Genomic DNA, 23,073 nt, shown 5'->3' with positions numbered 1-23,073 from the left:
CTTCTAAAACGGTCGGCGAGCCTATACATCAGCCGAAATTGAATCACAAGGCCGCGTCAAACGCATATTGATGGCGCGCACGAAAAGGGCCAGAGGAAAACGGTCATGGCGGACATCAGTGGCGATGCGGACGAGCGTCGGCGCTCGCTCAAGCCGCTCAGGCGCCTGTTCCCCTATCTTGGCCGCTACCGGAAACTGGTCATCGGCGCCGTGATCTCGCTGACGGTCGCGGCGGCGACGACACTGGCCCTGCCGCTGGCGGTGCGGCGCATGATCGACCACGGCTTTTCGGCATCGGATTCCCGCTTCATCGCCGAATATTTCGGCATGCTGGTGGTGATGGCCGCCGTGCTGGCGGCGGCGTCGGCCTGCCGCTACTATTTCGTCATCACGCTCGGCGAACGTGTTGTTACCGACATCCGCAATGACGTGTTCAGCCATGTGACGACCCTCTCGCCATCCTTCTTCGATACGTCGCAGTCGGGAGAGATCGTATCGCGGCTCGCGGCCGATACGACGCAGGTCAAGTCGGCCGTGGGGGCGACCGCCTCGGTTGCGCTGCGCAACGTCATCCTCGGCCTCGGCGCCGTGGCAATGATGGTCTTCACCAGCCCGAAACTGTCCGGCCTGGTCATCGCGGCCATCCCCGTCATCGTCTTGCCGCTGGTCGCCTTTGGGCGCTCGGTGCGTCGCAAGTCGCGGCTGGCGCAAGACACGCTGGCCAATGCGACCGCCTATGCCAGCGAGCAGATCGGCGCGGTGCGGACGCTGCAGGCTTTCACCAACGAAAGACTGGTCACCGGTCGCTTTTCGTCCGCCGTGGAGGCCGCCTTCGAGGCGGCGCGCGCCTCGATCTTCGCTCGCTCCTTCCTCACCTTCTTCGCCATCTTCATGATCTTTTCCTCCGTCGTGGCGGTGCTGTGGTTCGGATCGCGCGACGTGCTCGAAGGCACGCTGTCGCCGGGCACGCTTGGCCAGTTCCTGCTCTATTCGGTGTTCGCCGCAGGCGCGCTCGGCGCGCTGTCGGAGGTCTGGGGCGAACTTGCCCAGGCAGCGGGCGCGGCCGAGCGGCTGACCGAGATCCTGGCCGAAAAGCCGGCGATCCAGGCGCCGGCCGAGCCGAAGCCGCTGCCGGCGGTCGCCAAGGGCGCGATCGTCTTCGACGACGTCTCCTTCTCCTATCCGGCGCGGCCCGACCGGGCCGCCGTCCACGGCCTGAGTTTCCATGTCATGCCCGGCGAGACAGTGGCCATCGTCGGCCCTTCGGGGGCGGGCAAGAGCACGGTCTTTTCGTTGATCCTGCGCTTCTACGATCCCGAAACCGGCAAGATCATGATCGATGGCGTCGATGTGCGCGAAGCCGATCCGGCTTCGGTGCGCGAACGCATAGCCATCGTGCCGCAGGACGTCACCATCTTCGCGGCGAGCGCGCGCGACAATATCGGCTTCGGCCGGCCGGGCGCAGGCAATGCCGAGATCGAGGCGGCGGCGAAGGACGCGCTGGCCGACGAATTCATCCTCAAGCTCGAGAACGGCTATGACAGCCAGGTCGGCGAACGCGGCGTGACGCTGTCCGGCGGCCAGCGCCAGCGCGTGGCGATCGCCCGCGCCATCCTGCGCGACGCGCCGATCCTGCTGCTCGACGAAGCCACCTCGGCGCTGGATGCCGAAAGCGAGACACTGGTGCAGACGGCGCTGGAGCGGCTGATGCAAGGCCGCACCACCATCGTCATCGCCCACCGGCTGGCAACGGTGCTGAAGGCCGACAGGATCCTGGTCATGGATGGCGGCCGCATCGTCGAGGAAGGCACGCATCAGAGCCTGGTCGCCAAGGGCGGCATCTATGCCAGGCTTGCCAAGCTGCAGTTCGAGACCGGCGCCAGCGCCTTCAGAGGGGCGGCGGAGTAGACAGGCGCTTCTGCCCTGTCGGTTCCCTCGATGGCTTCACGCGGTTCCATACCGTTTGCGCAGGTGATCGACGAAATACACGGCGTTGAGCTTTTCGCCGGTGGCGCGTTCGAGCAGGTCCGGCGTCGACCAGCGCGAGCCCTGCGACCATATCTTCTTGCGGCGCCAGTCATTGATATCCGTGAAATTCCCTTTCGCCAGGTCGTCATCTGCGGAAGGATGTTCGCGCGTCAGCGCGGCCCATTGCTGCGCCGCCATCATCGCGCCCAGCGTGTAGGACGGGAAGTAGCCGAAGGCGGCACCCGGCCAGTGCACGTCCTGCATCGGCCCGTCGGCCGGATTGTCCAACGTGGAGAGGCCGAGATAGTCGCGCATCTTGGCGTCCCAGGCTTCGGGCAAATCGGCAACCTCCAGCCTGCCCGAGACCAGCTCCTGCTCCAGCTCGTAGCGCAGGATGACATGCAGGGGATAGGTCACCTCGTCGGCATCGACGCGGATCAGGCCGCGCTCGACGCGATGCACATGCGGCAGGAGATCGTCGAGCGACCAGGCCTCGCCGAGATGCTTTTCCACCACCGGCAGCGCCCAGCGCCAGAAGGCGGGATTGCGGCCGATCTGCTTTTCGACGAACAGGCTCTGGCTTTCATGCACGGCCATGCCGCGCGCCTTGCCGAGCGGCCAGTGCGACCATACCTTCGGCAGGTTCTGTTCATAGAGCGCATGGCCGGTCTCGTGCAGCACGCCCATCAGCGCCGACAGGAAATCCGATGTCTTGTAACGGGTGGTGATGCGCACGTCGCTGGGCACGCCGCCGCAGAAGGGATGGTGCGATACCGACAGCGAGCCGTGCGTCAGGTCGAAACCGACGGCCGCCATCATGGCAAGGCCAAGCTCGCGCTGCTTGTCGATCGCGTAGGTGCCTGAGAGCGGCTTCAGCTTGCGCAGCCGCGCCTCCTGGATCGCCAGCGCCTCCGGCACGAATCCCTTGAGGAAGGCTTTCAGGTCGGCGAAGACGGGGGTGATGTCGGCGGTACGGTTGCCGGGATCGAATTGCTCCATCAGCGCATCGTAAGGGGCGAGGCCGAGCACGTCGGAACGCAGGGCCGCCTCTTCGCGCACCAGCGCCACCACGCCCTCGAGCGCCGGCTGGAAACCCGCCCAATCGTTCTTGGCGCGCAGGTCGCGCCACAGCTGCTCGCAACGCATGCGCGCCGTCGTCTGGCGTTCGACGAATTCGACCGGCAGGCAGGTCAGGTTGGTGTATTGCCGCCGCAGTTCGCCGAGCGCCGCACGCTGCTGGTCGTCGAGCGCCTCGCCTTCGGCGGTGGCGATCCAATCGGCGATTTCCGGGGCGGTCGCCCTGGTGTGGTACATGCCGGCCAGTGCCGCCATCGCCTCGGCGCGCTTCTCGCCGCCGCCGACGGCCATATGCGTGGCTTCGTCAGCGCCGAGGATGGCCAGCGCATGCTCAAGCGCTTCGAGCTTGTGGCCGAGGTCGTCGAGTTTCTGAAAGGACATGGCGGCTTCCGTGATTGAGGACGGCGCGAAAAGATACCAACGCAAAAGCGTTGGCAACCCTCGGATGCGCTCCGGCGGATGCATCTTGCGCAGGCGATGCCACACATGAAATGCTGCCGGCAACGCATGAAGGGGGAGCAAATGATCGGCAACATCCTGGTCGGGCTGGTGGCCTTGATCCATGTCTACATCGTCTATCTCGAGATGGTGCTGTGGGACACGCCGCGCGGGCACAAGACATTCCGCCTGACGCCGGAATTCGCCAGGGCGTCGAAGGTGCTCGCCGCCAATCAGGGCCTCTACAACGGATTTCTCGCCGCAGGCCTGATCTGGGGGCTGTATCTCGGCGCCGCCGGTTTTCAGGTCAAGGTCTTCTTCCTGTTGTGCGTGGCCATTGCCGGCCTTTACGGCGCGGCAACGGCCGGCCGCAAGATCCTGTTCATCCAGACCGTGCCGGCGGTGGTCGCCCTGATCGCGGTCTGGCTCGGTTGGTAGGCAGGCCGGGCTGGTGAGGAAAAAGGACGCCCGCGGGATTGGGGTCCCGAAGGCGCCAGGTGGTCCCTTCCTCTTGGACCTTGCCGGAGGCCTCAGCCGTTCGGATAGGCTCCGCCGTCGGCGCCGTCACCCATCAGGAAACCGCTGCCGGTATCGACCCGCAGCCGCTGGTCCACATTGTCGAGGCGGCGCAGCAGGTCATGGTATTGCGCTGCCGGTATCCTGCCGTGATCGGACGCGGCTATCTTTTCGGCCGCCTGCCTGATGCGGGCGGTGCGCATTTCCAGGCGCTCCGCCACCGCCGGGGTGATGTTGTTGGCCCGCCTGGCGTCGACTATGCCGTGGCGGATGCCCTGAACCTGCTCGAAGAGAGCCTCGACACGCGGGCCGGTCATGTCTGTCGGGTCCGTCGCCTCGAGAGCGCCCTTGTGATGGCCTGCGGCATAGGCGCCGGCGAGCGGGGCGACAATGAGAACCGTGGCAAGCGTTGCCGTCTTGAGAGGTGCTGATGTGCGCATGGGGCGCTTCCTCCTGCTGGGAAGGGGGCGGTCGCGCCGCCTCGCCTTCCGACCGTTTGGGTCGTCCAGTTCCGTCGCGTCGCGATGGGAGGCATCGCCGGCGGTTCTCGGCCCTGAGCGGCAAGCTAGGAGCGCTCCGGCGCGAAGTGTAATTAAAAAAAGATAATCTTTTCAGGCCTTGCCGGCTACACTCTGCGCCCTAGAGTTGAGCCGGCGAACAAATTCGCGTGAGTTCGCGTGATGAGAAATCAACGTTCGGTGAGCTTCAGTTCAATGCGGCGGTTCTTGTTGCGCGCTTCGTCGGTGTCGGCGGGGTCGAGCGGCTGGAACTCACCGAAGCCGGCGGCGACCAGACGGTTGGCCGGCACGCCGTTCTCGATCAGGAACTTGACCACCGAGGTCGAACGCGCCGTCGACAATTCCCAATTGTCGCGGTAGCGGCCGGTGCCGGAGAGTGGCTTGTTGTCGGTATGGCCGTCGACGCGCAGCACCCAGTTGATCTCCGGCGGGATTTCCTTCTGCAACTCGATGATGGCGTCGGCGAGCTTCTTCATCTCGACCTTGCCGGCATCGTTGATCACCTCGGAGCCGGTCGGGAACAACACTTCCGACTGGAAGACGAAGCGGTCGCCGACGATGCGGATATTCTCGCGGTCGGCGAGGATCTCGCGCAGGCGTCCGAAGAAGTCGGAGCGGTAGCGGTTCAATTCCTGCACGCGCTGCGCCAGGGCGACGTTCAGCCGGCGACCGAGATCGGCGATCTTGGTGTTGGAATCGCGGTCGCGGGCTTCGGACACGTTGAGGGCGTCTTCAAGCGCGCCGATCTGCTTGCGCAGCGCGGCGATCTGCTGGTTGAGGATCTCGACCTGGCTCAGCGCCTGCTGGCTGATCTGGCGCTGGCTGTCGAGTTCGCCCGAAAGCGCCGCGGCGCGCTGGTTGGCCTGGTCGCCGGCGCCGGCGCCTTGCGCCAGCAACTGTTCGAGCCGGCTCTTCTCGGCCTCGGCCGCCGACAGCGACGCCTGCAGATTGGCGAGCGAGTCCTCCTTATCCTGCGCTGTCGAGCGCTCCAGCGCCAGAAGCTGCGTCAGTTCGTTGATCTGCGAGTTGAGGCGGTTGAGCACCGTGTCCTTGCCGGAAATCTCGCGGCCGAGCAGGAACTGGGCCAGCACGAAGACGGTGAGCAGGAACATGATGGCGAGCAGCAGCGTCGACAGCGCGTCGACGAAGCCCGGCCAGTAGTCGATGCGGCGGTCGGCGCGCCGTCTTGCTAGCGCCACGTCAGTGGACCCCTTGCTTCTTCAGCGCGTCGGCGATCTTCTCCAGCGTGTTGCGCATCGCCTTCTGCTCGTCGGACTGGGCCTCGACCCAGTCACGCATGATCTGCTGTTCCGAACGCATGTTCTTGACCAGGCCGGAAATGCCGTCGGCGAGATTGGCCATGGCGGTGGCGACGCGCGGATTGGAGCCGCCGCCATTCTCCTGCATGCTGCGCAGGCGCTCCGACAGCAGACGGATTTCGTCGGATGGTTCGCTCTTGGCCTGATCGGAGACGACGATGTCGGAGGAGAGATCGGTGACCGAGGACAGCCAGTTCTCAAGCTCGGTGTAGAAGCGCGTCTGGGCGCGGCCTGCCTGCAGGTCGAGGAAGCCGAGCACGAGCGAGCCGGACAGGCCGAACAGCGAGGACGAGAAGGCCGTGCCCATGCCGGCCAGAGGCGCTGCAAGCCCTTGCTTCAGCGAATCCAGCACGGCGGCGGCGTCGCCGCTGCCGGGATCGAGCGCTTCGATGGTTTCGCGAATCGAGCCTATCGTGTTCAGCAGGCCCCAGAAGGTGCCGAGCAGGCCGAGGAACACCAGGAGGCCGACCAGGTAGCGCGAGGTGTCGCGGCTTTCGTCGAGGCGCGTGGCGATGGAATCGAGCATGGTGCGCATCGAGGAGGTCGAGAATGCCATGGTCGAGGAGCGGCCGATCATGGCTTTCATCGGCGCCAGCAGCACCGGCTCGGTGGTCTCCGAACCGGCGCGGAAGGAGTTGAGCCAGCGCACTTCGCGAAACAGCCGCCCGACCTGGGCGAAGGCAAGCAGGATGCCGACCGCCAGCACGCCGATGATAAGACCGTTGAGCCCGGGATTGGTGACGAAAGCCGTCGAGATCTGTCGCGTCAGGATAGCGGCAATGAAGGCGACGATGGCCAGGAAGATGACCATGGTCAGCAGGAACACCTGCGGACTCGACAGTTTATGCGGATCGTAAATCAGTACGTCGGAGCGCTTGCCCATGCCGAAGGATCTGAGAAAAGCCATCCGTGCCCCGTTTCGCTGCCGCTGCCGCCGATCACGTCGTTCGCGACTCTAAACGCAATTGTGACCAAATTGAATGGCGCTTGGCAATATTGCCACGAGCGGATCAGAAACGGTTTATCACCAGACAGTCGACCATGGCCGCCAGATGCAGGCCTGCGCCGGTGACGACGAAGCCGTGCCACAAGGCGTTGTGAAAGCGCAGACCCTTCCAGGCGAAGAAGATGACGCCGCAGGAATAGACGACGCCACCGGCAACGATGAGCACGATCGACGTCGTCGGCAGCGTCGCGACAAGCGGCTTGACCAGGACGATGCCGCTCCAGCCGATGGCGAGATAGAAGACGATCGCCAGCCGGTCAAAACGGCCGGGAAAGCCCACCTTGATGGCGATGCCCGTCGCCGCCGCGATCCAGACCAGCACGATCATCCAGCGGGCCAGCGGCGACGCGTCGAGCTGGGCCAGAAAAGGCGTGTAGGTGGCGGCGATGAGAAGATAGATCGCGGCGTGATCGAAGCGCCGCAGAACCCATTTGGCCGGCGACGTCACCGGCCACAGATTGTAGGCCAGCGACACCGAGAGGACGGTTAGCAGCGAAACGACATAGAAGGCGGCGGCGATGTACTCGCCAGGTCCGACGCGAAACGCCGCCAGCGCCAGCAACGCCGAGCCGGCCGCGATCGCCAGCACGATGCCGACAGCATGGACAATGCCGTCGGCGATCATCTCCGCGCGGGAGTAGTGCCAGCGCCCGACAAAGGGGATTTCGATTTGCGGCGGGATGTTGGTCATCGATCGTCCTGCATCACCCCATATCTGGGCAACCGCCGGACAGTATTTCAAGCTCAGGTGACGGTTTTGCGACCGCGGCCGTTCAGCGCGGCGGGAGGGCTTCAGCGGGGTGCCAGGGGCTTTTTCACCGTCTTCAGCAGCGCACGCTGGATGACCTCGTTGCCGGCAACGACGGAGCCGTTGTCCAGCATGTCCTGCCCGCCATCCATGTCCGAGACGAAACCGCCGGCTTCGCGGATCAGGAGCAGGCCGGCGGCGATGTCCCAGGCCGACAGGCCGGTTTCCCAGAAACCGTCCATGCGGCCGGCAGCGACATAAGCGAGATCGAGCGCGGCGGAACCGAGACGGCGCACGCCCGAGACCTCGGCCATGACGTTGCGCAATTCCACGAGGAAATTGCCGTGGTGGCCGCGTCCCAGATGCGGCATGCCGCAGCCGATCACCGTGTCAACCAGCTTCGTGCGGCCGGCCACGCGCAGCCGGCGGTCGTTCATGAATGCGCCGCCACCGCGCTCGGTCGTGTAGAGCTCGTCCATGGCCGGGTTGTAGATGACGCCGGCTACGATCTGGCCCTGGCGCTCCAACGCGATCGACACGGCGAAAAGCGGAATGCCGTGCAGGAAATTGGTGGTGCCGTCGAGTGGATCGACGATCCAGCGGTGCTGGCTGTCTTGGCCTTCCACCGCACCGCGCTCTTCCATCAGGAAACCGTAGCCCGGACGCGCCTTCGACAATTCGGCAAAGATGATGTCCTCGGCCTTGCGGTCGGCCTGGCTGACATAGTCGCCGGGTCCCTTCAACGAGACCTGCAGGTTCTGGACCTCGCCGAAGTCGCGCGACAGCGAGCGGCCGGCCTTCATTGCGGCCTGGACCATGACGTTGAGAAGGGCTGAGCGTGCCATCGTATGTCTTCCTGCTGCAGCGCGTCAGTCGGCGCGGCGCACGTAAGTGATTTCGTTGGTGTCGACGATGATGCGTTCGCCGGCGCCGATGAAGGGCGGCACCAGCACGCGAATGCCGTTCTCCAGCACCGCCGGCTTGTAGGAGGATGCAGCCGTCTGGCCCTTCACCACCGGGTCGGCCTCGGTGATGGTCAGGGTCACCTGATCGGGCAGCGAAATGCCGATCGGCCTCTCCTCATAGAGCTGGACAGTCACCATCATGCCGTCCTGCAGGAACGCGGCGCGGTCGCCGACGAAATCCTTGTTCAGTTCGAGCTGTTCGTAGCTTTGGGTGTCCATGAACACCAGCGCGTCGTCCTGCTCGTAGAGAAAGGAAAAATCCTTCAGGTCGAGGCGGATCTGTTCGACCGTCTCGGCCGAGCGGAAGCGCTCGTTGAGCTTGGTGCCGTTGATGAGGTTCTTCAGTTCGACCTGGTTGTAGGCGCCGCCCTTGCCGGGCTTGACGGTGTTGGTCCTGACCGCCACCCACAGGCCGCCATCATGCTCGATGACGTAGCCGGGACGGATTTCGTTGCCATTGATCTTGGCCATGATGGGGTGATCCGGAATGAGATTTTCGCCGGGACTAGCGATTTAGGGGCTCCCAAGACCACAAATCGTCCGGAGAGGCAAGGGACGCCGGATCGGCCCCAACCGGTCAGTCGGTATCAAGCCTCGATCTTGATGGCTTCGCCGACGGTCTTTGCAATGGCCTCAACGACCTTCGCCAGCCGGTTGAGATGTGGCGAGCGCAATGCCACGACCTGCAATGAAAGGTCGACACCTTCGAGATCGACAAGCGCGAGGCCGTCGGGAAGTCCACGCGTCGCGAGCCGCAACGGCATGAGGCCGAGGCCGTGTCCCCGACGGACCCATTCCATCTGCATCGCCGGATCCTGAATTTCCGCCGCCACAATGAGCGGATGCCGTTCACCGCCCAAACTGGAGAGGAGCGTCTGACGCGCGTCGCAAGGCTCGGGGCTGAGAACCCAGGGCATGCTGGTCCGAGCGTCCGCGAGATGGGCGCCGGCTTGCGCTATGATGCAAAGACGTTCGGTGCCAAGCGCGTCCGGGCCTTGATGACCGGCAGGTCGCAGAACGATCGCCATATCGAGTTGACCGCGTTCGAACTGCTCGACCAGCTCAGCGCTCCAACCGGTCTTGAGCCGCAACGATATCTTTGGAAACGCAGCGGCGGCGCCGGCGACAGCGCCCGCAACGCTTGCATCGGACAAGCCATGCGCCAGGCCGACACGCAGCACGCCCTGCGGCTCGGCGTCGGCGGCGAACGCTTTCAGAGCTTCGACCGAAGCCAGTATGTCCTTTGCCCGCGCCAGCACCTCCAATCCCGCCGCGGTCAGCCGCGGCGGCTTCTGCCGGCGATCGAGAAGCGTTGTCGCGAGCATATCCTCCAGCCGCTGCATCTGCCGGGTGACGGCCGGCTGCGTCAAAGGCAGGCGGCGGGCCACATTCTGGATCGAGCCTTCCTCGGCAAAGAGGACAAGCGTGCGCAATTCTTCCAGCATCCTTTGGTCCTCAAATGCATAATCATTTTGATTATTATGAATTTGAAATCAAGGTGCCGGCAAGCGATTTTCCTTTCGACGGACTTTCAAAAGGAAAGGGAAGACAATGAAGGCAATCGAGTTGCAGGCCCCCGGCGGCATCGACAATCTCAGACTGGTCGAGCGGCCGATGCCAGAACCGGGCCGCCAGGAGATGATCATCAAGGTCAAGGCAACAGCGCTCAACTACCGCGATGTGGAGATCGCCCGTGGCAGCTACCACACCGCCTTTGCGCTGCCGCTGATACCGCTTTCGGACGGTGTGGGCGAAGTGGTCGCGGTTGGCGCCGAAGTGACCCGTTTCAAGGTCGGCGACCGCGTTTGCAGCACGTTCTGGCAGCGCTGGGTCGGCGGCAGTTTTGCCATGGCCGAGCCGTCCTATCAGCGTGGCGGCCCCATCGACGGTTTGCTCAGCGAGTTCGCGCGGCTGGACGAACAGGCGGCCGTGCTGGCGCCGCCACATCTAAGTGATGTCGAGGCGGCGACATTGCCTTGCGCCGCGGTCACTGCCTGGCACGCGTTGTTCACCGAAGGCCGGTTGAAACCGGGCGAGACGGTGCTGAGCCTGGGCACTGGCGGCGTCTCGTTGTTTGCCGTGCAGTTCGCCGCGGCAGCCGGCGCACGGGTCATCGTCACGTCAAGCAGCGACGACAAGCTCACGCGGGCAAAGGCGCTTGGCGCGCATGACGGCATCAACTATCGCGACAATCCCGATTGGTCGTCAGCCGTGCTGGCGCTGACCGGAGGCGGCGGCGCGGACCATATTATCGAGGTCGGCGGGCCGCAAAGCTTCACCCAGTCGCTGAAGGCTTCGGCGCGTGGCGCCCAGATCAACGTCATCGGCTATCTCGGCGGCAACGAAGGGTCCATCAATCCCCTCGACATCTTCCGCCGCCAGGTCAAGGCGCGCGGCATACCCGTGGGCTCACGCGAATCCTTCGAGGCAATGAACCGAGGCCTGACAGTCAACCGGATAAGACCCGTGATCGAGAAGGTATTTGCCTGGAAGGACGCGGCGGCAGCCTTCCGGTACCTCGAACACGGCTCGCCCTTCGGCAAGGTCGTCCTCGATCACACGCAATGATCCACCAACCGCCGTCACGGCAAACGATTCGCCTTCTGCAGGGCCTGTTTGGTCTGGTCGTCGCTCAGCCCTTGCAGGAAATCGTCCATGTCGGGGTCGATCAGACCGGCGCGGCGGGCGGCGATGTACCAGGCGCCGGCGAGCACCAGGTCCGGGTCGGTACCGATGCCTTGCATGTAGAGTTTTGCCAGCCGGTTCCGCGCGGCGACGTTGCCGCCCTCGGCTGCCTGCTTCGTCCAGCCGAAAGCCGATTTCAGGTCGCGGACACCGCCGCGGCCCTCGATCATCCAGGCGGCGAGATCGATCTGCGCGGTGTCGTAGTTCTGCCGCGCGGCCTGGGCGAGGAAGCGTCTTGCCTGCGCGTCGTCGCGCGGCTTGCCGCCGACGCCGTTGGCATAGATCTGGGACATGGCGTATTGCGCGTCGGCGAGGCCGGTCGCGGCGGCGCGCTCATAATAGGAAACCGCCTTGGCCAGACCCGCATCGCCGGGATCCTGCTGAACCAGCATCTGCGCGAAATTGAACTGCGCCAGCTGGTTGCCGGCTTCGGCGGCAGCCTGCATCAGGGCGTAGGCCTCTTTCGGGTCCTTCTTGACGTAACGGCCGTCGAGCAGCATCAGCGCATACTGGAACTGCGCCTCGGGCACACCCTGTTCGGCGGCAAGCGCATACCATTTCGAGGCTTCCGCCGCATTCAGCGGCACGCCGAGCCCGCGCGACAGGATCTCGGCCACCAATGTCTGCGCCGCCGGGTCGCCATTCTGGGCGCGGGTCAGCGCCAGGTTATAGGCCGTTTTGTAGAGCCCGCGCTGGAAGGCGCCATAGGCCGCATCCGCCGGCTTGGCGCCGAAGCGGTCGGGATTGATGCTGTCAACTGAGGGCAGCGGTGCCGGCTCCGCCGTGGTGGCGGGCTGCGGCAGCTGCTTTTCGATCGGCTTGTCCGTGTGCAGGCCGGTTTCAGGCTTGGGCTGTGGCTGGGGTATGGGTTCGGCGGCGGCGGCCTGGATCATGACCGCTGCAAGCAAGGCCTGAAGGGGAAGCCTTACCGAAGTCACATCAGTCCTCGAAGCGCGGCGCGGTTTCGTCGAGCAACGCGTTGGCACGGGCCACGGCGGTTTTCGGATCGACGCCGTCGGCGAACACCGCGCTCGACAGCGCGACGAACTCGGCGCCGGTGGCGGCCACGTCCTCTACGGAAGCCAGATCGGATCCGGCCATGACGATGCAGGGGATCTGGATCATCTGCGCCCACCACTCGCCCAGCGACAGGTTGCGCGGATGCGGCTCCGGCTTGTTGTCGTAGCCGAAGCGGCCGAAGAAGATGTAGTCGGGCCTGACCTCGCCAAGCTCGAGCGCGTCGTCGCGCTTCTTGGCGCCGCCGGTGCCGACCATCATCTTCGCCTGGAAATGTTCGATCGTTTCGGCCAGTTCGGCCTTGGACGCCTCGACATGGATGCCGTCGGCCTGGACACGGCCGGCGATGCGGGTGTCGCCGGCGATGATCACGGCCACGCCCGCCGCCTGCGCCGTCGGCACGATCTGTTCGGCAAAGGCCTGGAAGGAGGCCTCGTCCATGCCGTTTTCGGGCAGGATCAGCGAAGCGACGTCGCCGCCGTCGAATGCGGCGGCGATACGGGCGGCCGGCACGCCGGGCGGCGCGATCAGCACGATGCGGCAACGATTTGGGGGTGTGGCGTCGTTCATGGTTCTTCGATCCCGGGTTTCGCCTATGCCGGGCGAAGATGGTTGCATTGCGGCATAGAGCAAACTGCCCGCTTTGAACAGGCGGGCAGTCGGGATCGCGTTTCCTGGCCGCCGGGCGGCGCCTGCCCTACTTGACCGGCTCAGGGCTCGCGGTGACCGGTTTCGATTTCCACAAGGACCAGCCGAGGTTCATGCCGGCGGCAGCCACCAGGATGGCGGCGGCGCCGGCGACCTGGCTGAGATGCAGCCGATGGCCGAAAGCCACGACATCGACCAGGATGGCGACGACCGGATAGATGAACGACAGCGATCCCTGCAGATGCGTCGGCAGCTTCTGGATGGCGCCGTACATCAATATGTACATCAGGCCGGTGTGGACGATGCCGAGCGTCGCCAGCATGGCCCAGCTCCACGGGTCGGCGGGAAGACGCGAGAGATTGGCGAAGGGCGCCAGCATGACGACGCCGACGCAGACCTGGATCAGCGCGATCAGATGCGGCGGCGTGCCCTTGAGCTTCTTGGTGACGATGGCCGCGACGGCCCAGAAAAAGGCCGCGGCCAGCGCCATGAGGATGCCGGCAAAATAGTTGGTGCCGACATCGCCGGCGTCAGGGGCGGCCTCGACGATCAACACCATGCCGGCAAAGGCTATTGCCAGCCATGTCAGCTTGGTCAGCGTCAGCCGTTCGGCGAAGAAGAGCGCGCCGAAGCCGACCAGCATGAAGGGCTGGGTGTTGTAGACGGCGGTGGCGATCGAGATCGACGCGCGGGAGAAGGCGCTGAACAGGAGCAGCCAGTTGATGACGATGGCCGCGCCGCCAAGCGCGGCGAGGCCGATGACGCGCAGCGACAGCCTGCCGCGCAATAATCCCAGGCAAGCGCAGATGATCAGCAGCGTCACCGCGCCGAACGCGCAGCGCCAGAACACCACGTCCATGATCGGCTGGCCGGACATGACGACGAACCATCCGATCGTCCCGAGGATCGCCATTGCGGCCGACATTTCGACCGTGCCACGTACCATATCGTTCATGATAATCTCCGAGCCCATTTTGACGCGGCATAATCTCATGCGAGATGGGCGCTTTCCACCTGATTGGAAAGGTTGTATGATTGTATGACCTAATTATATTAGGCTACTTCCGCGAATTTGTGAGAAATCTGAAATGCTTGACGATCTCGACCGAAATCTCCTCGAAATCCTAGTACGGGATGCGCGGACTTCACTGAAGGAACTGGCTGCCAAGGTCGGGCTGTCGTCGCCGAGCGTTTCGGAGCGGCTGCGACGGCTCGAGGAGCGCGGCGTCATCCGGGCGTTCACAGTCGAGATCGATCCGCTGGCGCTCGGCTATACGCTGCAGGCGATCGTGCGCATCCGGCCTTTGCCGGGCAAGCTGCACATCGTCCAGAAACTGATCGAGGAGATCGCCGAGTTCGGCGAATGCGACAAGGTGACCGGTGACGACTGTTTCGTCGCGCGGCTGTTCGTGCGCTCGATCGGCGACCTCGACGGCATTCTCGATCGCATTGCCGACAAGGCCGAGACCAGCACCGCCATCATCAAGGCGCAGCCGATCCGGCGGCGGCCGCCACCGCTCGGGGTTCCATCTTCGTCTTCGTCTTGACTCCGTATGGCAGTGGTGGACAGGCGCGATCAGTCCACTAAATGTCAGCCCGCCAGATGATTTGCCGAGAGACGAGGAAGACATGGCACAGAATATCTACGACCAACCGGATTTCTTCGCTGGCTACAGCCAGCTTGGCCGGTCGATCGAAGGCCTTGGCGGCGCCGCCGAATGGCCGGCGCTGCGCGCCATGCTGCCGGACCTCGGCGGCTTGCGGGTCGTCGACCTCGGCTGCGGTTTCGGCTGGTTCTGCCGCTGGGCGCATGAGCATGGGGCGAGCCATGTCCTGGGGCTGGACCTGTCGGAGAAGATGCTGGCCCGGGCGAGGGCCGGCGGCCCGGACACCGGCATCATTTATGAGAGGGCCGACCTCGACCAGCCTGCCGCGAGCCGGCTTCGATCTCGCCTACAGCTCACTTGCGCTGCATTATGTCGAGGATGTCGCGCGGCTGTTCAGGACGGTGCACAAGGCGCTGTCGCCCGGCGGGCATTTCGTCTTCTCGACGGAGCATCCGATCTACATGGCTCCGACCAGGCCCGGCTGGGCGGTCGATGCCGAAGGCCGCAGGACATGGCCTGTCGACCGCTATCTGGTGGAGGGTCCATGCAAGACCGACTGGCTGGCCAAGGGCGTGGTGAAACATCATCGCACCATCGGCACGACGCTGAACGCGCTGATCGTGTCCGGTTTCGCGATCGAGCACGTCGAGGAGTTCTGTCCGACAGTCGCGCAGATCACGGCCAGGCCGGAACTGGCGGAAGAGCTCGATCGGCCGATGTTCCTCCTGGTCTCGGCCCGGCGATAGGCACGAGCCGGACATTGGCGGGTGTTCGGCAACCTGTCGGGATTTACAGTCGCCCCAAGCGCAATTCTGGGCTATTCAGGCGTTGACGCCTTCCCTCCAGACCAGCTCCTCCCCATGTCAGGCCTGCTTCTCGATCCGTGGTTCTACGCGGCCGCCATTCCGGCGGTCATTCTGGTCGGCCTGTCCAAGGGCGGCTTCGGCGGCGCCGTCGGTTTCGTCGGCGTGCCGCTGATGGCGCTGACCATGCCGCCGGTGCAAGCAGCCGCCATCCTGCTGCCGATCCTGTGCCTGATGGACATCGTGTCGGTGTGGACATGGTGGGGCGTCTACGACCGCAAAATGCTGGTCGACATGATGCCGGGCGCCGTCATCGGCATCGGCCTTGGCTGGCTGACGGCGGCTTTGGTCACCGAGGAAGCGGTGCGGCTCATCGTCGGCGCCGTTGCCATCATCTTCGTGCTGCGCTGGCTTTATCTGCAGTTCCGCCATGGTGCCGACCACGCCGCCGAACCCAACCGCGTGGCTGCGGCGATCTGGGGAACGGTCGCCGGCTTCACCAGCTTCGTCGCCCATGTCGGCGGCCCGCCCTTCCAGGTCTATGCGCTGCCGATCCGGCTCGACCCCAAGGTCCTGTCGGGCACCGCTGCGATCTTCTTTGCCGCGACCAATGCGCTGAAGCTCATCCCCTATTTCGCGCTCGGCCAGTTCGACACCGCCAACCTGACGGCGTCGGCCGTGCTGATGCCGCTGGCGCCGCTTTCGACGATCGCCGGCGCCTGGCTGGTGCGGCGCATGCGGCCGGAGATTTTTTATCCCTTCACCTACGCGACCGTGGCGGTCGTGGCGCTGAAGCTTTTGTGGGACGGCCTTGCCGGCCTGATGTAGACAGGCGAGGCGGCTCGTCGGCCGCTCTCACCGTCAGGGAGATCAGGCGGCGCTCGGCACGAGGCGACGGCTGCCGCCAAAGGCCAGTATAGCGCCCGCTGCCATGACCAGCGCCATGCCGGCGAGGATGCCGATATCATGCATGGTCGGCTTGAGCACCATGTCGGCGACGATCACCAGCATCACCGCATAGTCGAAACGTGCCGCGCTCATCATGCGCTGGCCGATGGCCAGAACAGCCGGCGTGATGCCCTCGTTGGCGATCATCGCGCCCATGCGCTCGCCGGTCGGCTTGAAGATTAGCATGCCGATCGAGAAGGTCGTGGCGTAGCCGGCCAGGCCGATGATGATCCACAGGTCGGAGAAGCCGACCCAGAAGCCACACATGATGAGGCCGAAGATCAGGGTCAGCATCGACATCGGCGCGAAGAAACGCCCGCCCAACTGCCCGCTGGCCCGTATCGCCTGAAGCTTGTCCTCGATGTTGCCGTCGCGCTCGGCAAGCACGCCGAGGAGGAACAATGCGAAGCCGCCTCCGACCCACAATATGGCCGAGGTGACGTGGAGGAATTTGACGATCGAGTACCAGTCCATGGCTTGCTCCGGGTAGGTTTGCGGTGGAGCGGATTTGCGCCAGCCGTCAGAGGAGCGGGCGTTTAGCGCGGCGCGTGTTTCGGAACGATGTCGCGGAAAACCCGGCTCTGTTTCGGCTACCTTTTTCGCGGGCATAAGCTGCAACGACCGCAGATGCCCAGATTCGTTTCTGCTAATATACGAAGTGTCGGGAGGGGTTTGGCGCGACATCGTCCGGAAACATTGCCAATGCTAGTGCGCCGACGCCGGGAGCCGGTGGCGACAGGAATCGCCTGACAATCAACCCATTCCCGCAGACGGGAAGAGGCAATCGAGGGGACATATGCAAGGGGTAGCACGGAATTTCTTCACGCTGGCCATCATCTATGCGCTGTGCGGCATGGCGCTCGGCCTGTCCATGGCGATCAGCCAGGACCATGGCCAGATGCCGACTCACGCCCACACGATGGTGGCTGGATGGCTGATGTCGGCGGTCTTCGCCTTTTTCTACCATCTGTTTCCGGCGGTCGGGCAAAAGACGCTCGCCGTCGTCCATTTCTGGCTGACGGCGATCAGCGGCATCGGCCTGCTGATCGGGCTCTACTTCCTGCTTGCCGGCAATGCCGCGATCGAACCGATGGTGGCGGCGTCCTCGATGGGGTTCTACGCGGCCATGCTGCTGTTTGCCTTCATCGCCTTGCCGGCCGTCTGGAAGAAGGCCTGAATGAGCTTCGGGGCTGTGCTGTTACGGCACAGAAAGGGGGCATTCGGTCAAAAAACATCGGGGCCGTTAAAGGTTCATTAAGCTTTACAGGCGTTTACTATGCGCATCCAGTGATCTGGATTCTTACCGAGTGGTTGGAGCCACTTTGTTTGACGCCTCCCTGTTAAACTCCTGAGAGCCGCCTTATCCGCGGCTCTTTTTTTGTCCGCATTCCAGGGACCCTGACGCAACGGCTCGCCGTTAACCTTCTGTTAAACATGTGCTTGCCTTCACCCCGTGCAAAGCGCATTTTCAAGCTTCAGTCAGATAGGGTGCCGGGTGTATCGGCAGAGAACCGAATCGGCCGGTTGCAAGTGCAGGGGCGTATCAATGAACGAGCCTTCGAAGGGCAGTGCGAACACCGTCAAACTGGCGGAGCGTCGGGTTTTTTCGCACTCCTTCAAACCGCTCTACCAGGAAGGCATGGGGCTGGTCGAACAGGCGGCCGAGTATCTCGACGGCAAGGGCCGCGCCGAGGCCAAGAAGCTGTCGCGGCTGGCGGCCACGCTCTACGCGGCCGAATCGATGCGGCTGACGACCAGGCTGATGCAGGTGGCCTCATGGCTGCTTTTGCAGCGCGCGGCCAATTCCGGCGAGATGACCCGCGACCAGGTCGCTTCGGAAAAGTCCAAGGTGCGCCTCGATACCGCTTCCGCGCATGATGAAGCCGCCGGCTGGGCCGAATTGCCCGAGGAGTTCCTCGACCTGGTCAACCGCTCGCTTCGCCTGCAGGCATTGGTGCGCCGCATGGACGACGAGATCTACGGCGCCGGCGCCGTGGTCGACATGCAGCCGATGGGCCGCCGGCCCAATCCGGTTTCCGACCAGATCAGCCTGCTCAACACGGCGTTCGCCCGCAACTGAGCGGCTTCGGACTATTTCCCGCCGGATATGCCTCCGTTTCCGGTTTGTTCACATTTCGCTGGCATCGCTGTCCCCCGGAGGTAAAGTGACCGGATGGGGGACGCGATTCGCATCATCGGCATCGATCCGGGGCTCAGGCGCACCGGCTGGGGCATCGTAGAGAGCCTCGGCAATTCCTTGCGCTTCGTCGCGTCCGGCACGGTGCGCTCCGAGGACAAGGCGGCGCTGGCGACGCGGCTCTGCCAATTGCATGACGGGCTCGCCGAAGTCCTGCATGCGGCAATGCCGCATGAGGCGGCCGTCGAACAGACCTTCGTCAACAAGGATGCTGTGGCAACGTTGAAGCTCGGCCAGGCGCGCGGCATCGCTATGCTGGTGCCGGCGCGTGCCGGCCTTGTCGTCGCCGAATACGCGCCCAATGCGGTGAAGAAGGCGGTCATCGGCGTCGGCCATGGCGACAAGAAGCAGATCCACATGATGGTGAAAGTGCTGCTGCCCAAGGCGACCTTCGACACCGAACATGCCGCCGACGCGCTGGCCATCGCGATTTGCCACGCGCACCACCGGCAGAGCGCTGCCTATCGGATGGCGGCATTGGCATCGTGAGGAATTGTTGGGTATGATCGGCAAGCTCAAGGGCACGCTGGACGAGATCGACGAGGATCATTGCCTCGTCGACATTCATGGCGTCGGCTATGTCGCCTACTGTTCGGCGCGCACACTGGCAGCGCTGCCTTCGCCCGGCGAGGCGGTGGTGCTGTTCATCGAGACCTATGTGCGCGAGGACATGATCCGGCTTTACGGCTTCCAGTCGGCGCTGGAGCGCGAATGGTTCCGGCTGTTGATGAGCAATGTGCAGGGCGTCGGCGCCAAGGTGGCGCTCGCCATCCTGTCGACGCTGGCGCCCGCCGATCTGGCCAATGCGATCGCGCTGCGCGACATCGCCATGGTTTCCCGCGCGCCTGGTGTCGGCAAGAAGGTGGCCGAGCGCATCGTCACCGAATTGAAGAACAAGGCGCCGGCCTATGCGGGCGCGGCCTCGGGCACCATCGGCCTGAAACAGGAGCTCGGTGAAGGTGTCGCCCCGGCCCCGATCACCGACGCGGTCTCGGCGCTGGTCAATCTCGGTTATTCGCGCGACACCGCCGCCAATGCGGTGGCCGCGGCGCTGAAGACGGCGGGCGAGGACGCGGATGCCTCGAAGCTTATCCGCTTCGGGCTGAAGGAACTGGCGCGGTGAGGGCTCGCTTGCCCCTCCTCTTGCCATATGCAAGGAAGACAGCATGAGCCTGTCGCCCCGTCTCATAGCTCCGGAAAAACGCGGCGAGGATGCCGATCAGACCTTGCGGCCGCAAACACTCGCCGATTTTGTCGGCCAGGCGGCGGTGCGGGCCAACCTCAAGGTCTTCATCGAGGCCGCCAAGGGCCGCAACGAGGCGCTCGACCATGTGCTGTTCGTCGGGCCGCCGGGGCTGGGCAAGACGACGCTGGCGCAGATCATGGCGCGCGAACTCGGCGTCAATTTCCGCTCGACGTCCGGGCCGGTCATCGCCAAGGCCGGTGATCTCGCCGCACTGCTCACCAATCTCGAAGAAGGCGACGTGCTGTTCATCGACGAGATCCACCGGCTCAACCCTGCGGTGGAGGAAATCCTCTATCCGGCGATGGAGGATTTCCAGCTCGACCTGATCATCGGCGAGGGGCCGGCGGCGCGCTCGGTCAAGATCGACCTCGCCCGCTTCACCCTCGTCGCCGCCACCACGCGGCTTGGCCTGCTCACCAATCCGCTGCGCGACCGGTTCGGCATTCCGGTGCGGCTGAACTTCTATACGGTCGAGGAACTGGAGCAGATCGTCCGGCGCGGCGCGCGCATCCTGCAAATGCCGCTCGGCGACGACGGCGCGCTGGAGATCGCGCGGCGCGCGCGCGGCACACCGCGCATCGCGGGGCGGCTGTTGCGCCGCGTGCGCGACTTCGCCTCGGTCGCCGGCGACGGCCATGTCGATCGCCTGATCGCCGACGAGGCATTGACCCGGCTGGAGGTCGACGCGCTCGGCCTCGATGCGCTTGACCGCCGCTATCTCTCGATGATCGCCCGCAATTTCGGCGGCGGGCCGGTCGGTATCGAGACGATCGCCGCCGGCCTGTCCGAGCCGCGCGACGCCATCGAGGACATCATCGAGCCCTATCTGATCCAGCAGGGCTTCATCCAGCGCACGCCGCGCGGGCGCATGCTGACGGCCAATGCCTGGCGCCATCTCGGCCTCGATGCGCCGAAGGATTTGGCGCAGCAGCAGATCAACCTGTTCCAGGAAGAATAGCCGCCAAGCGTTCAGGCGCGGGTTCCCAGACCAGCGATCAAGGATATGTGACCCATCCTGCGCAAAATCTGCGCGTCTTTGCTGATTTGCCGGCGTAATCGTGGATTTTATCGGACGCGTGCGGGGAATCGCGCGATCGAAGGGCTGGGAGCCAATCCATGATAACCAGACGCGGGTTCCTGCGTTTCATCGGCGGGTCGTTCCTGACGGCTGCCGCGCTCGGCGCCTATGCGGTCGGCATCGAGCCGATGCTATTGACCCATGTGAAGCGCTACGCTCTGGCGCCGCCGCACTGGCCTGATGGCCTGAAGCTGCGGGTTGTCGCGCTCGCCGATATTCATGCCTGCCGGCCGTGGATGACGCCGGAACGTATTGCTTCGCTCGTCGAAGACGCCAATGCGCTGCAACCGGACCTCATCGTGCTGCTGGGCGACTACATTGCCGGCATGCCCCTGGTGACGGGACCGGTGACGCCGTCGCAGTGGGCCTCCGCCCTGTCGGGCCTCAAGGCGCCGCTCGGCGTTCTGTCGATCCTTGGCAACCATGATTGGTGGAGCGACGGCTTTGCGCAGCGCGCCGGCGCGGGTCCAATCATCGCACGCAAGGCCCTGGAAAAGGCCGGCATCCCGGTGCTGGAGAACGATGTCGTGCGCCTGGAAAAGGATGGTCATGGCGTTTGGATCGCCGGCCTTGCCGACCAGCTGGCGCTGCTGCCGGCCAGGAGGGGCGACGACTGCAAGGGGCTCGACGATCTCGACGGCACGTTGGCCAAGGTCGGCGACTCCGCGCCGATTATCCTGCTCGCCCATGAGCCGGATATTTTTCCGACCGTCCCGTCGCGGGTTTCGCTGACCCTGTCGGGCCACACTCATGGCGGGCAGGTGCGGCTGTTTGGCTATTCGCCCGTCGTGCCGTCGCGTTTCGGCAACCGCTACGCCTATGGCCATGTCGTCGAGAACGACCGCAATCTGATCGTCTCCGGCGGGCTCGGCTTCAGCATCATGCCGGTGCGTTTCGGCGTGCGCCCGGAGGTCCTGCAGATCGACCTTGGCTGATTTGAACAACATTGCTCAGTGAAGCGAGCGGATCACGTCCATCACATCCGGCTCGGCCTTGTCGCCATTGAAGGCATCGACGATGCCGAAAGCGCCGCCATAGCTCCACACCGACCATGAGAAACCATGCGCCTCGGCGCGGGCGATCATGTCCTTGACGTAAGCGGCGCGGTACTGCGCCGGCATTACATAGGCATTGCCGTATTCCTGGCGGATCATGCCGAACTCACCAAGCGTGATGTTTTCGGGCTTGATGCCGTTGGCCTTCGCCCATGCCTCGACCCTTTTGAACGGCGCGTCCATCAGGCCGAGCAGCTTGCCGGGGCCATCCATGCTGGCGATCTGTTCGTCGAGATAGGCAAGCAGCCCGCTCTGCCGTGTCCACGGCGCTTCGGCCTTGATCCGGGCGCGGATGGTGTCGAGCGTGACGTCGAGCTGCGCCTTCGGCACGGCGTCGAGCGGATAGGGCAGGCCGGTCACATAAGGGATAAAGTCGCCGGCCCAGGTCGCGCCCTGGTGGGTGAGCAGGAATGGATCATAGGAATGGAATGTCCAGATGACATTGTCGTCGGGGATCGCCTTGGGATCGATCTTCTCCAGGGACGAAGCGGCGGAATAGCAGCCGCCGGTCAGCACCAAGGTCAATTTCGTCGCCGAGGATCGTGCCGCGGCGAACAATTTGCGCTGGCGGTCCGGCCACAGGCTGGTGCCGTCGCTGTCGCAGTCGACGATCGGTTCGTTCATCAATTCGAAGGCGACCTGGCTCGGATCTTCGCCGGCCAGGGTGCGGGCCACCTTGCGCACCATGTCGACATAGCGGTCGAAGGTCTGGGGATCATCCATCACCTGCGCCATGCCGATCTTCCGGCTGCCGCCGGCCGGAACCAGGTGCATGTCGACGATCACCTTCAGGCCGGCGCGGTTGATCATGCGCACGGAGTCCAGCACGCTGCCATAGAGGTCTCCACGCAACGCCGTTGTCTGGTCGGACAGGAAAGGCGACGGGTCGACCGGCATGCGCAGGAAATCGAAACCCGCTTCCTTGAGCGCTCTGAGATCGTCGGCCTTGAGGAATTTGCGCCATTCCGGATAGGGCAGTATGGTCTTGGCGTCGCCCCACTGATCCTCGCCGGGCCAGGTGACCCACTGGTCGAGATTGAGGCCGCGCTTCATCGCAAAAGTAGCCGCCTGACCAGGCAGCGCCAAGGCCATCAGCAACAGCAGCGCCGCCATCAAGCTCTTGATCATCGCCCTCAACAGTGCCATCCGATGTTTCTGGAGCATGATCTCTGGCCAAACGGAAACCCGTTTGGCCGAGAAAACCGGTTCCCACTTTTCGGGATCATGCTCTAGG

The 23,073-nt window shown here is 64.4% G+C and carries 24 protein-coding genes and 1 pseudogene; 12 read left to right on the top strand and 13 right to left on the bottom strand.

The annotated features are described in order from the left end of the window. The first annotated feature begins 105 nt into the window (after positions 1–105). Entirely contained in the window at positions 106–1,908 is a 1,803-nt protein-coding gene (locus FJV80_RS17010; protein WP_095772033.1) for an ABC transporter transmembrane domain-containing protein, read from the top strand. 36 nt (positions 1,909–1,944) lie between these two features. On the opposite strand, the gene FJV80_RS17005 is transcribed toward FJV80_RS17010, so the two are convergent. Next, positions 1,945–3,426 (bottom strand): carboxypeptidase M32, encoded by a 1,482-nt coding sequence (locus tag FJV80_RS17005; protein WP_142876991.1) that lies wholly within the window; start codon positions 3,424–3,426, stop codon positions 1,945–1,947. Positions 3,427–3,567: 141 nt separating this feature from the next. Between FJV80_RS17005 and FJV80_RS17000 the strand changes: the two genes are divergently transcribed. Further along, positions 3,568–3,921 carry a DUF1304 domain-containing protein gene (locus FJV80_RS17000; RefSeq protein ID WP_095772035.1) on the top strand — a complete coding sequence of 118 codons (354 nt, stop codon included), beginning with the start codon at positions 3,568–3,570 and terminating at the stop codon, positions 3,919–3,921. Between the two features lie 92 nt (positions 3,922–4,013). On the opposite strand, the gene FJV80_RS16995 is transcribed toward FJV80_RS17000, so the two are convergent. From FJV80_RS16995 to FJV80_RS16965, 7 genes are all read right to left on the bottom strand, one after another. After that, on the bottom strand, positions 4,014–4,439 hold the full coding sequence (locus tag FJV80_RS16995) for a hypothetical protein (protein ID WP_095772036.1): 426 nt from the start codon (positions 4,437–4,439) through the stop codon (positions 4,014–4,016). Positions 4,440–4,687: 248 nt separating this feature from the next. Next, entirely contained in the window at positions 4,688–5,716 is a 1,029-nt protein-coding gene (locus FJV80_RS16990) for a peptidoglycan -binding protein (RefSeq protein WP_095772037.1), read from the bottom strand. Position 5,717: 1 nt separating this feature from the next. Then, positions 5,718–6,743, bottom strand: coding sequence for a MotA/TolQ/ExbB proton channel family protein (locus tag FJV80_RS16985; protein WP_142876990.1), 1,026 nt, complete (start codon positions 6,741–6,743; stop codon positions 5,718–5,720). 103 nt (positions 6,744–6,846) lie between these two features. Then, positions 6,847–7,533, bottom strand: coding sequence for a hemolysin III family protein (locus FJV80_RS16980; RefSeq protein ID WP_095772039.1), 687 nt, complete (start codon positions 7,531–7,533; stop codon positions 6,847–6,849). Between the two features lie 101 nt (positions 7,534–7,634). Beyond that, the gene (locus tag FJV80_RS16975; RefSeq protein WP_095772040.1) at positions 7,635–8,435 is read right to left on the bottom strand and encodes an inositol monophosphatase family protein; all 801 of its coding nucleotides are present in this window, start codon (positions 8,433–8,435) and stop codon (positions 7,635–7,637) included. Positions 8,436–8,459: 24 nt separating this feature from the next. Continuing rightward, positions 8,460–9,026 carry an elongation factor P gene (gene efp, locus FJV80_RS16970; protein WP_032932086.1) on the bottom strand — a complete coding sequence of 189 codons (567 nt, stop codon included), beginning with the start codon at positions 9,024–9,026 and terminating at the stop codon, positions 8,460–8,462. A gap of 116 nt (positions 9,027–9,142) precedes the next feature. Then, positions 9,143–10,000 carry a LysR family transcriptional regulator gene (locus FJV80_RS16965; RefSeq protein WP_095772041.1) on the bottom strand — a complete coding sequence of 286 codons (858 nt, stop codon included), beginning with the start codon at positions 9,998–10,000 and terminating at the stop codon, positions 9,143–9,145. 106 nt (positions 10,001–10,106) lie between these two features. Between FJV80_RS16965 and FJV80_RS16960 the strand changes: the two genes are divergently transcribed. Beyond that, on the top strand, positions 10,107–11,123 hold the full coding sequence (locus FJV80_RS16960; protein ID WP_142876989.1) for an NAD(P)-dependent alcohol dehydrogenase: 1,017 nt from the start codon (positions 10,107–10,109) through the stop codon (positions 11,121–11,123). 14 nt (positions 11,124–11,137) lie between these two features. Here the strand turns inward: FJV80_RS16960 and FJV80_RS16955 are convergent, their stop codons facing one another. The 3 genes from FJV80_RS16955 to FJV80_RS16945 all read right to left on the bottom strand — a co-directional run bounded on the left by FJV80_RS16955 (position 11,138) and on the right by FJV80_RS16945 (position 13,860). After that, positions 11,138–12,178, bottom strand: a complete 1,041-nt coding sequence (locus FJV80_RS16955; protein WP_095789904.1) for a tetratricopeptide repeat protein — start codon at positions 12,176–12,178, stop codon at positions 11,138–11,140. A 1-nt stretch (position 12,179) separates the two neighbouring features. Next, positions 12,180–12,827, bottom strand: coding sequence for a thiamine phosphate synthase (locus FJV80_RS16950; protein WP_095789903.1), 648 nt, complete (start codon positions 12,825–12,827; stop codon positions 12,180–12,182). 127 nt (positions 12,828–12,954) lie between these two features. Beyond that, complete coding sequence (locus tag FJV80_RS16945; RefSeq protein ID WP_095793495.1) at positions 12,955–13,860, bottom strand: DMT family transporter; 906 nt, start codon at positions 13,858–13,860, stop codon at positions 12,955–12,957. Positions 13,861–13,993: 133 nt separating this feature from the next. On the opposite strand from FJV80_RS16945, the gene FJV80_RS16940 reads away from it, so the two are divergent. From FJV80_RS16940 to FJV80_RS16930, 3 genes and pseudogenes are all read left to right on the top strand, one after another. Then, positions 13,994–14,452 carry an Lrp/AsnC family transcriptional regulator gene (locus FJV80_RS16940; protein WP_095772045.1) on the top strand — a complete coding sequence of 153 codons (459 nt, stop codon included), beginning with the start codon at positions 13,994–13,996 and terminating at the stop codon, positions 14,450–14,452. Between the two features lie 82 nt (positions 14,453–14,534). Then, positions 14,535–15,258: pseudogene (locus tag FJV80_RS16935) on the top strand (class I SAM-dependent methyltransferase). A gap of 114 nt (positions 15,259–15,372) precedes the next feature. Further along, on the top strand, positions 15,373–16,143 hold the full coding sequence (locus FJV80_RS16930; protein WP_095789900.1) for a sulfite exporter TauE/SafE family protein: 771 nt from the start codon (positions 15,373–15,375) through the stop codon (positions 16,141–16,143). Positions 16,144–16,185: 42 nt separating this feature from the next. On the opposite strand, the gene FJV80_RS16925 is transcribed toward FJV80_RS16930, so the two are convergent. Then, the gene (locus FJV80_RS16925; RefSeq protein WP_142876988.1) at positions 16,186–16,737 is read right to left on the bottom strand and encodes a DUF2269 family protein; all 552 of its coding nucleotides are present in this window, start codon (positions 16,735–16,737) and stop codon (positions 16,186–16,188) included. Positions 16,738–17,059: 322 nt separating this feature from the next. Here FJV80_RS16925 and FJV80_RS16920 point away from each other — a divergent pair, with 322 nt between their 5' ends. The 6 genes from FJV80_RS16920 (at position 17,060) to FJV80_RS16895 (ending at position 21,719) form a co-directional block, all read left to right on the top strand. Further along, a complete protein-coding gene (locus FJV80_RS16920; RefSeq protein WP_095772049.1) occupies positions 17,060–17,440 on the top strand; it encodes a hypothetical protein in 381 nt (126 codons plus the stop codon). A gap of 369 nt (positions 17,441–17,809) precedes the next feature. Then, positions 17,810–18,343 carry a DUF1465 family protein gene (locus FJV80_RS16915; protein ID WP_095772050.1) on the top strand — a complete coding sequence of 178 codons (534 nt, stop codon included), beginning with the start codon at positions 17,810–17,812 and terminating at the stop codon, positions 18,341–18,343. Between the two features lie 93 nt (positions 18,344–18,436). Next, positions 18,437–18,949: a crossover junction endodeoxyribonuclease RuvC gene (ruvC, locus tag FJV80_RS16910; RefSeq protein ID WP_095772051.1), complete on the top strand. Its 513-nt coding sequence runs from the start codon at positions 18,437–18,439 to the stop codon at positions 18,947–18,949. 13 nt (positions 18,950–18,962) lie between these two features. Next, positions 18,963–19,583: a Holliday junction branch migration protein RuvA gene (ruvA, locus tag FJV80_RS16905; RefSeq protein ID WP_095772052.1), complete on the top strand. Its 621-nt coding sequence runs from the start codon at positions 18,963–18,965 to the stop codon at positions 19,581–19,583. A gap of 43 nt (positions 19,584–19,626) precedes the next feature. Then, on the top strand, positions 19,627–20,664 hold the full coding sequence (ruvB, locus tag FJV80_RS16900; RefSeq protein WP_010912034.1) for a Holliday junction branch migration DNA helicase RuvB: 1,038 nt from the start codon (positions 19,627–19,629) through the stop codon (positions 20,662–20,664). Between the two features lie 158 nt (positions 20,665–20,822). Then, complete coding sequence (locus tag FJV80_RS16895; RefSeq protein ID WP_095772053.1) at positions 20,823–21,719, top strand: metallophosphoesterase; 897 nt, start codon at positions 20,823–20,825, stop codon at positions 21,717–21,719. A gap of 15 nt (positions 21,720–21,734) precedes the next feature. Here the strand turns inward: FJV80_RS16895 and FJV80_RS16890 are convergent, their stop codons facing one another. Continuing rightward, positions 21,735–22,985: a cellulase family glycosylhydrolase gene (locus FJV80_RS16890; protein WP_142876987.1), complete on the bottom strand. Its 1,251-nt coding sequence runs from the start codon at positions 22,983–22,985 to the stop codon at positions 21,735–21,737. Positions 22,986–23,073: the final 88 nt, after the last annotated feature.

The sequence above is a fragment of the Mesorhizobium sp. WSM4310 genome, assembly GCF_007003935.1.
Classification (GTDB): Bacteria; Pseudomonadota; Alphaproteobacteria; order Rhizobiales; family Rhizobiaceae; genus Mesorhizobium.
Note: the sequence above shows the minus strand (reverse complement) of the source record. Positions and strands in the feature narration are given on the sequence as shown.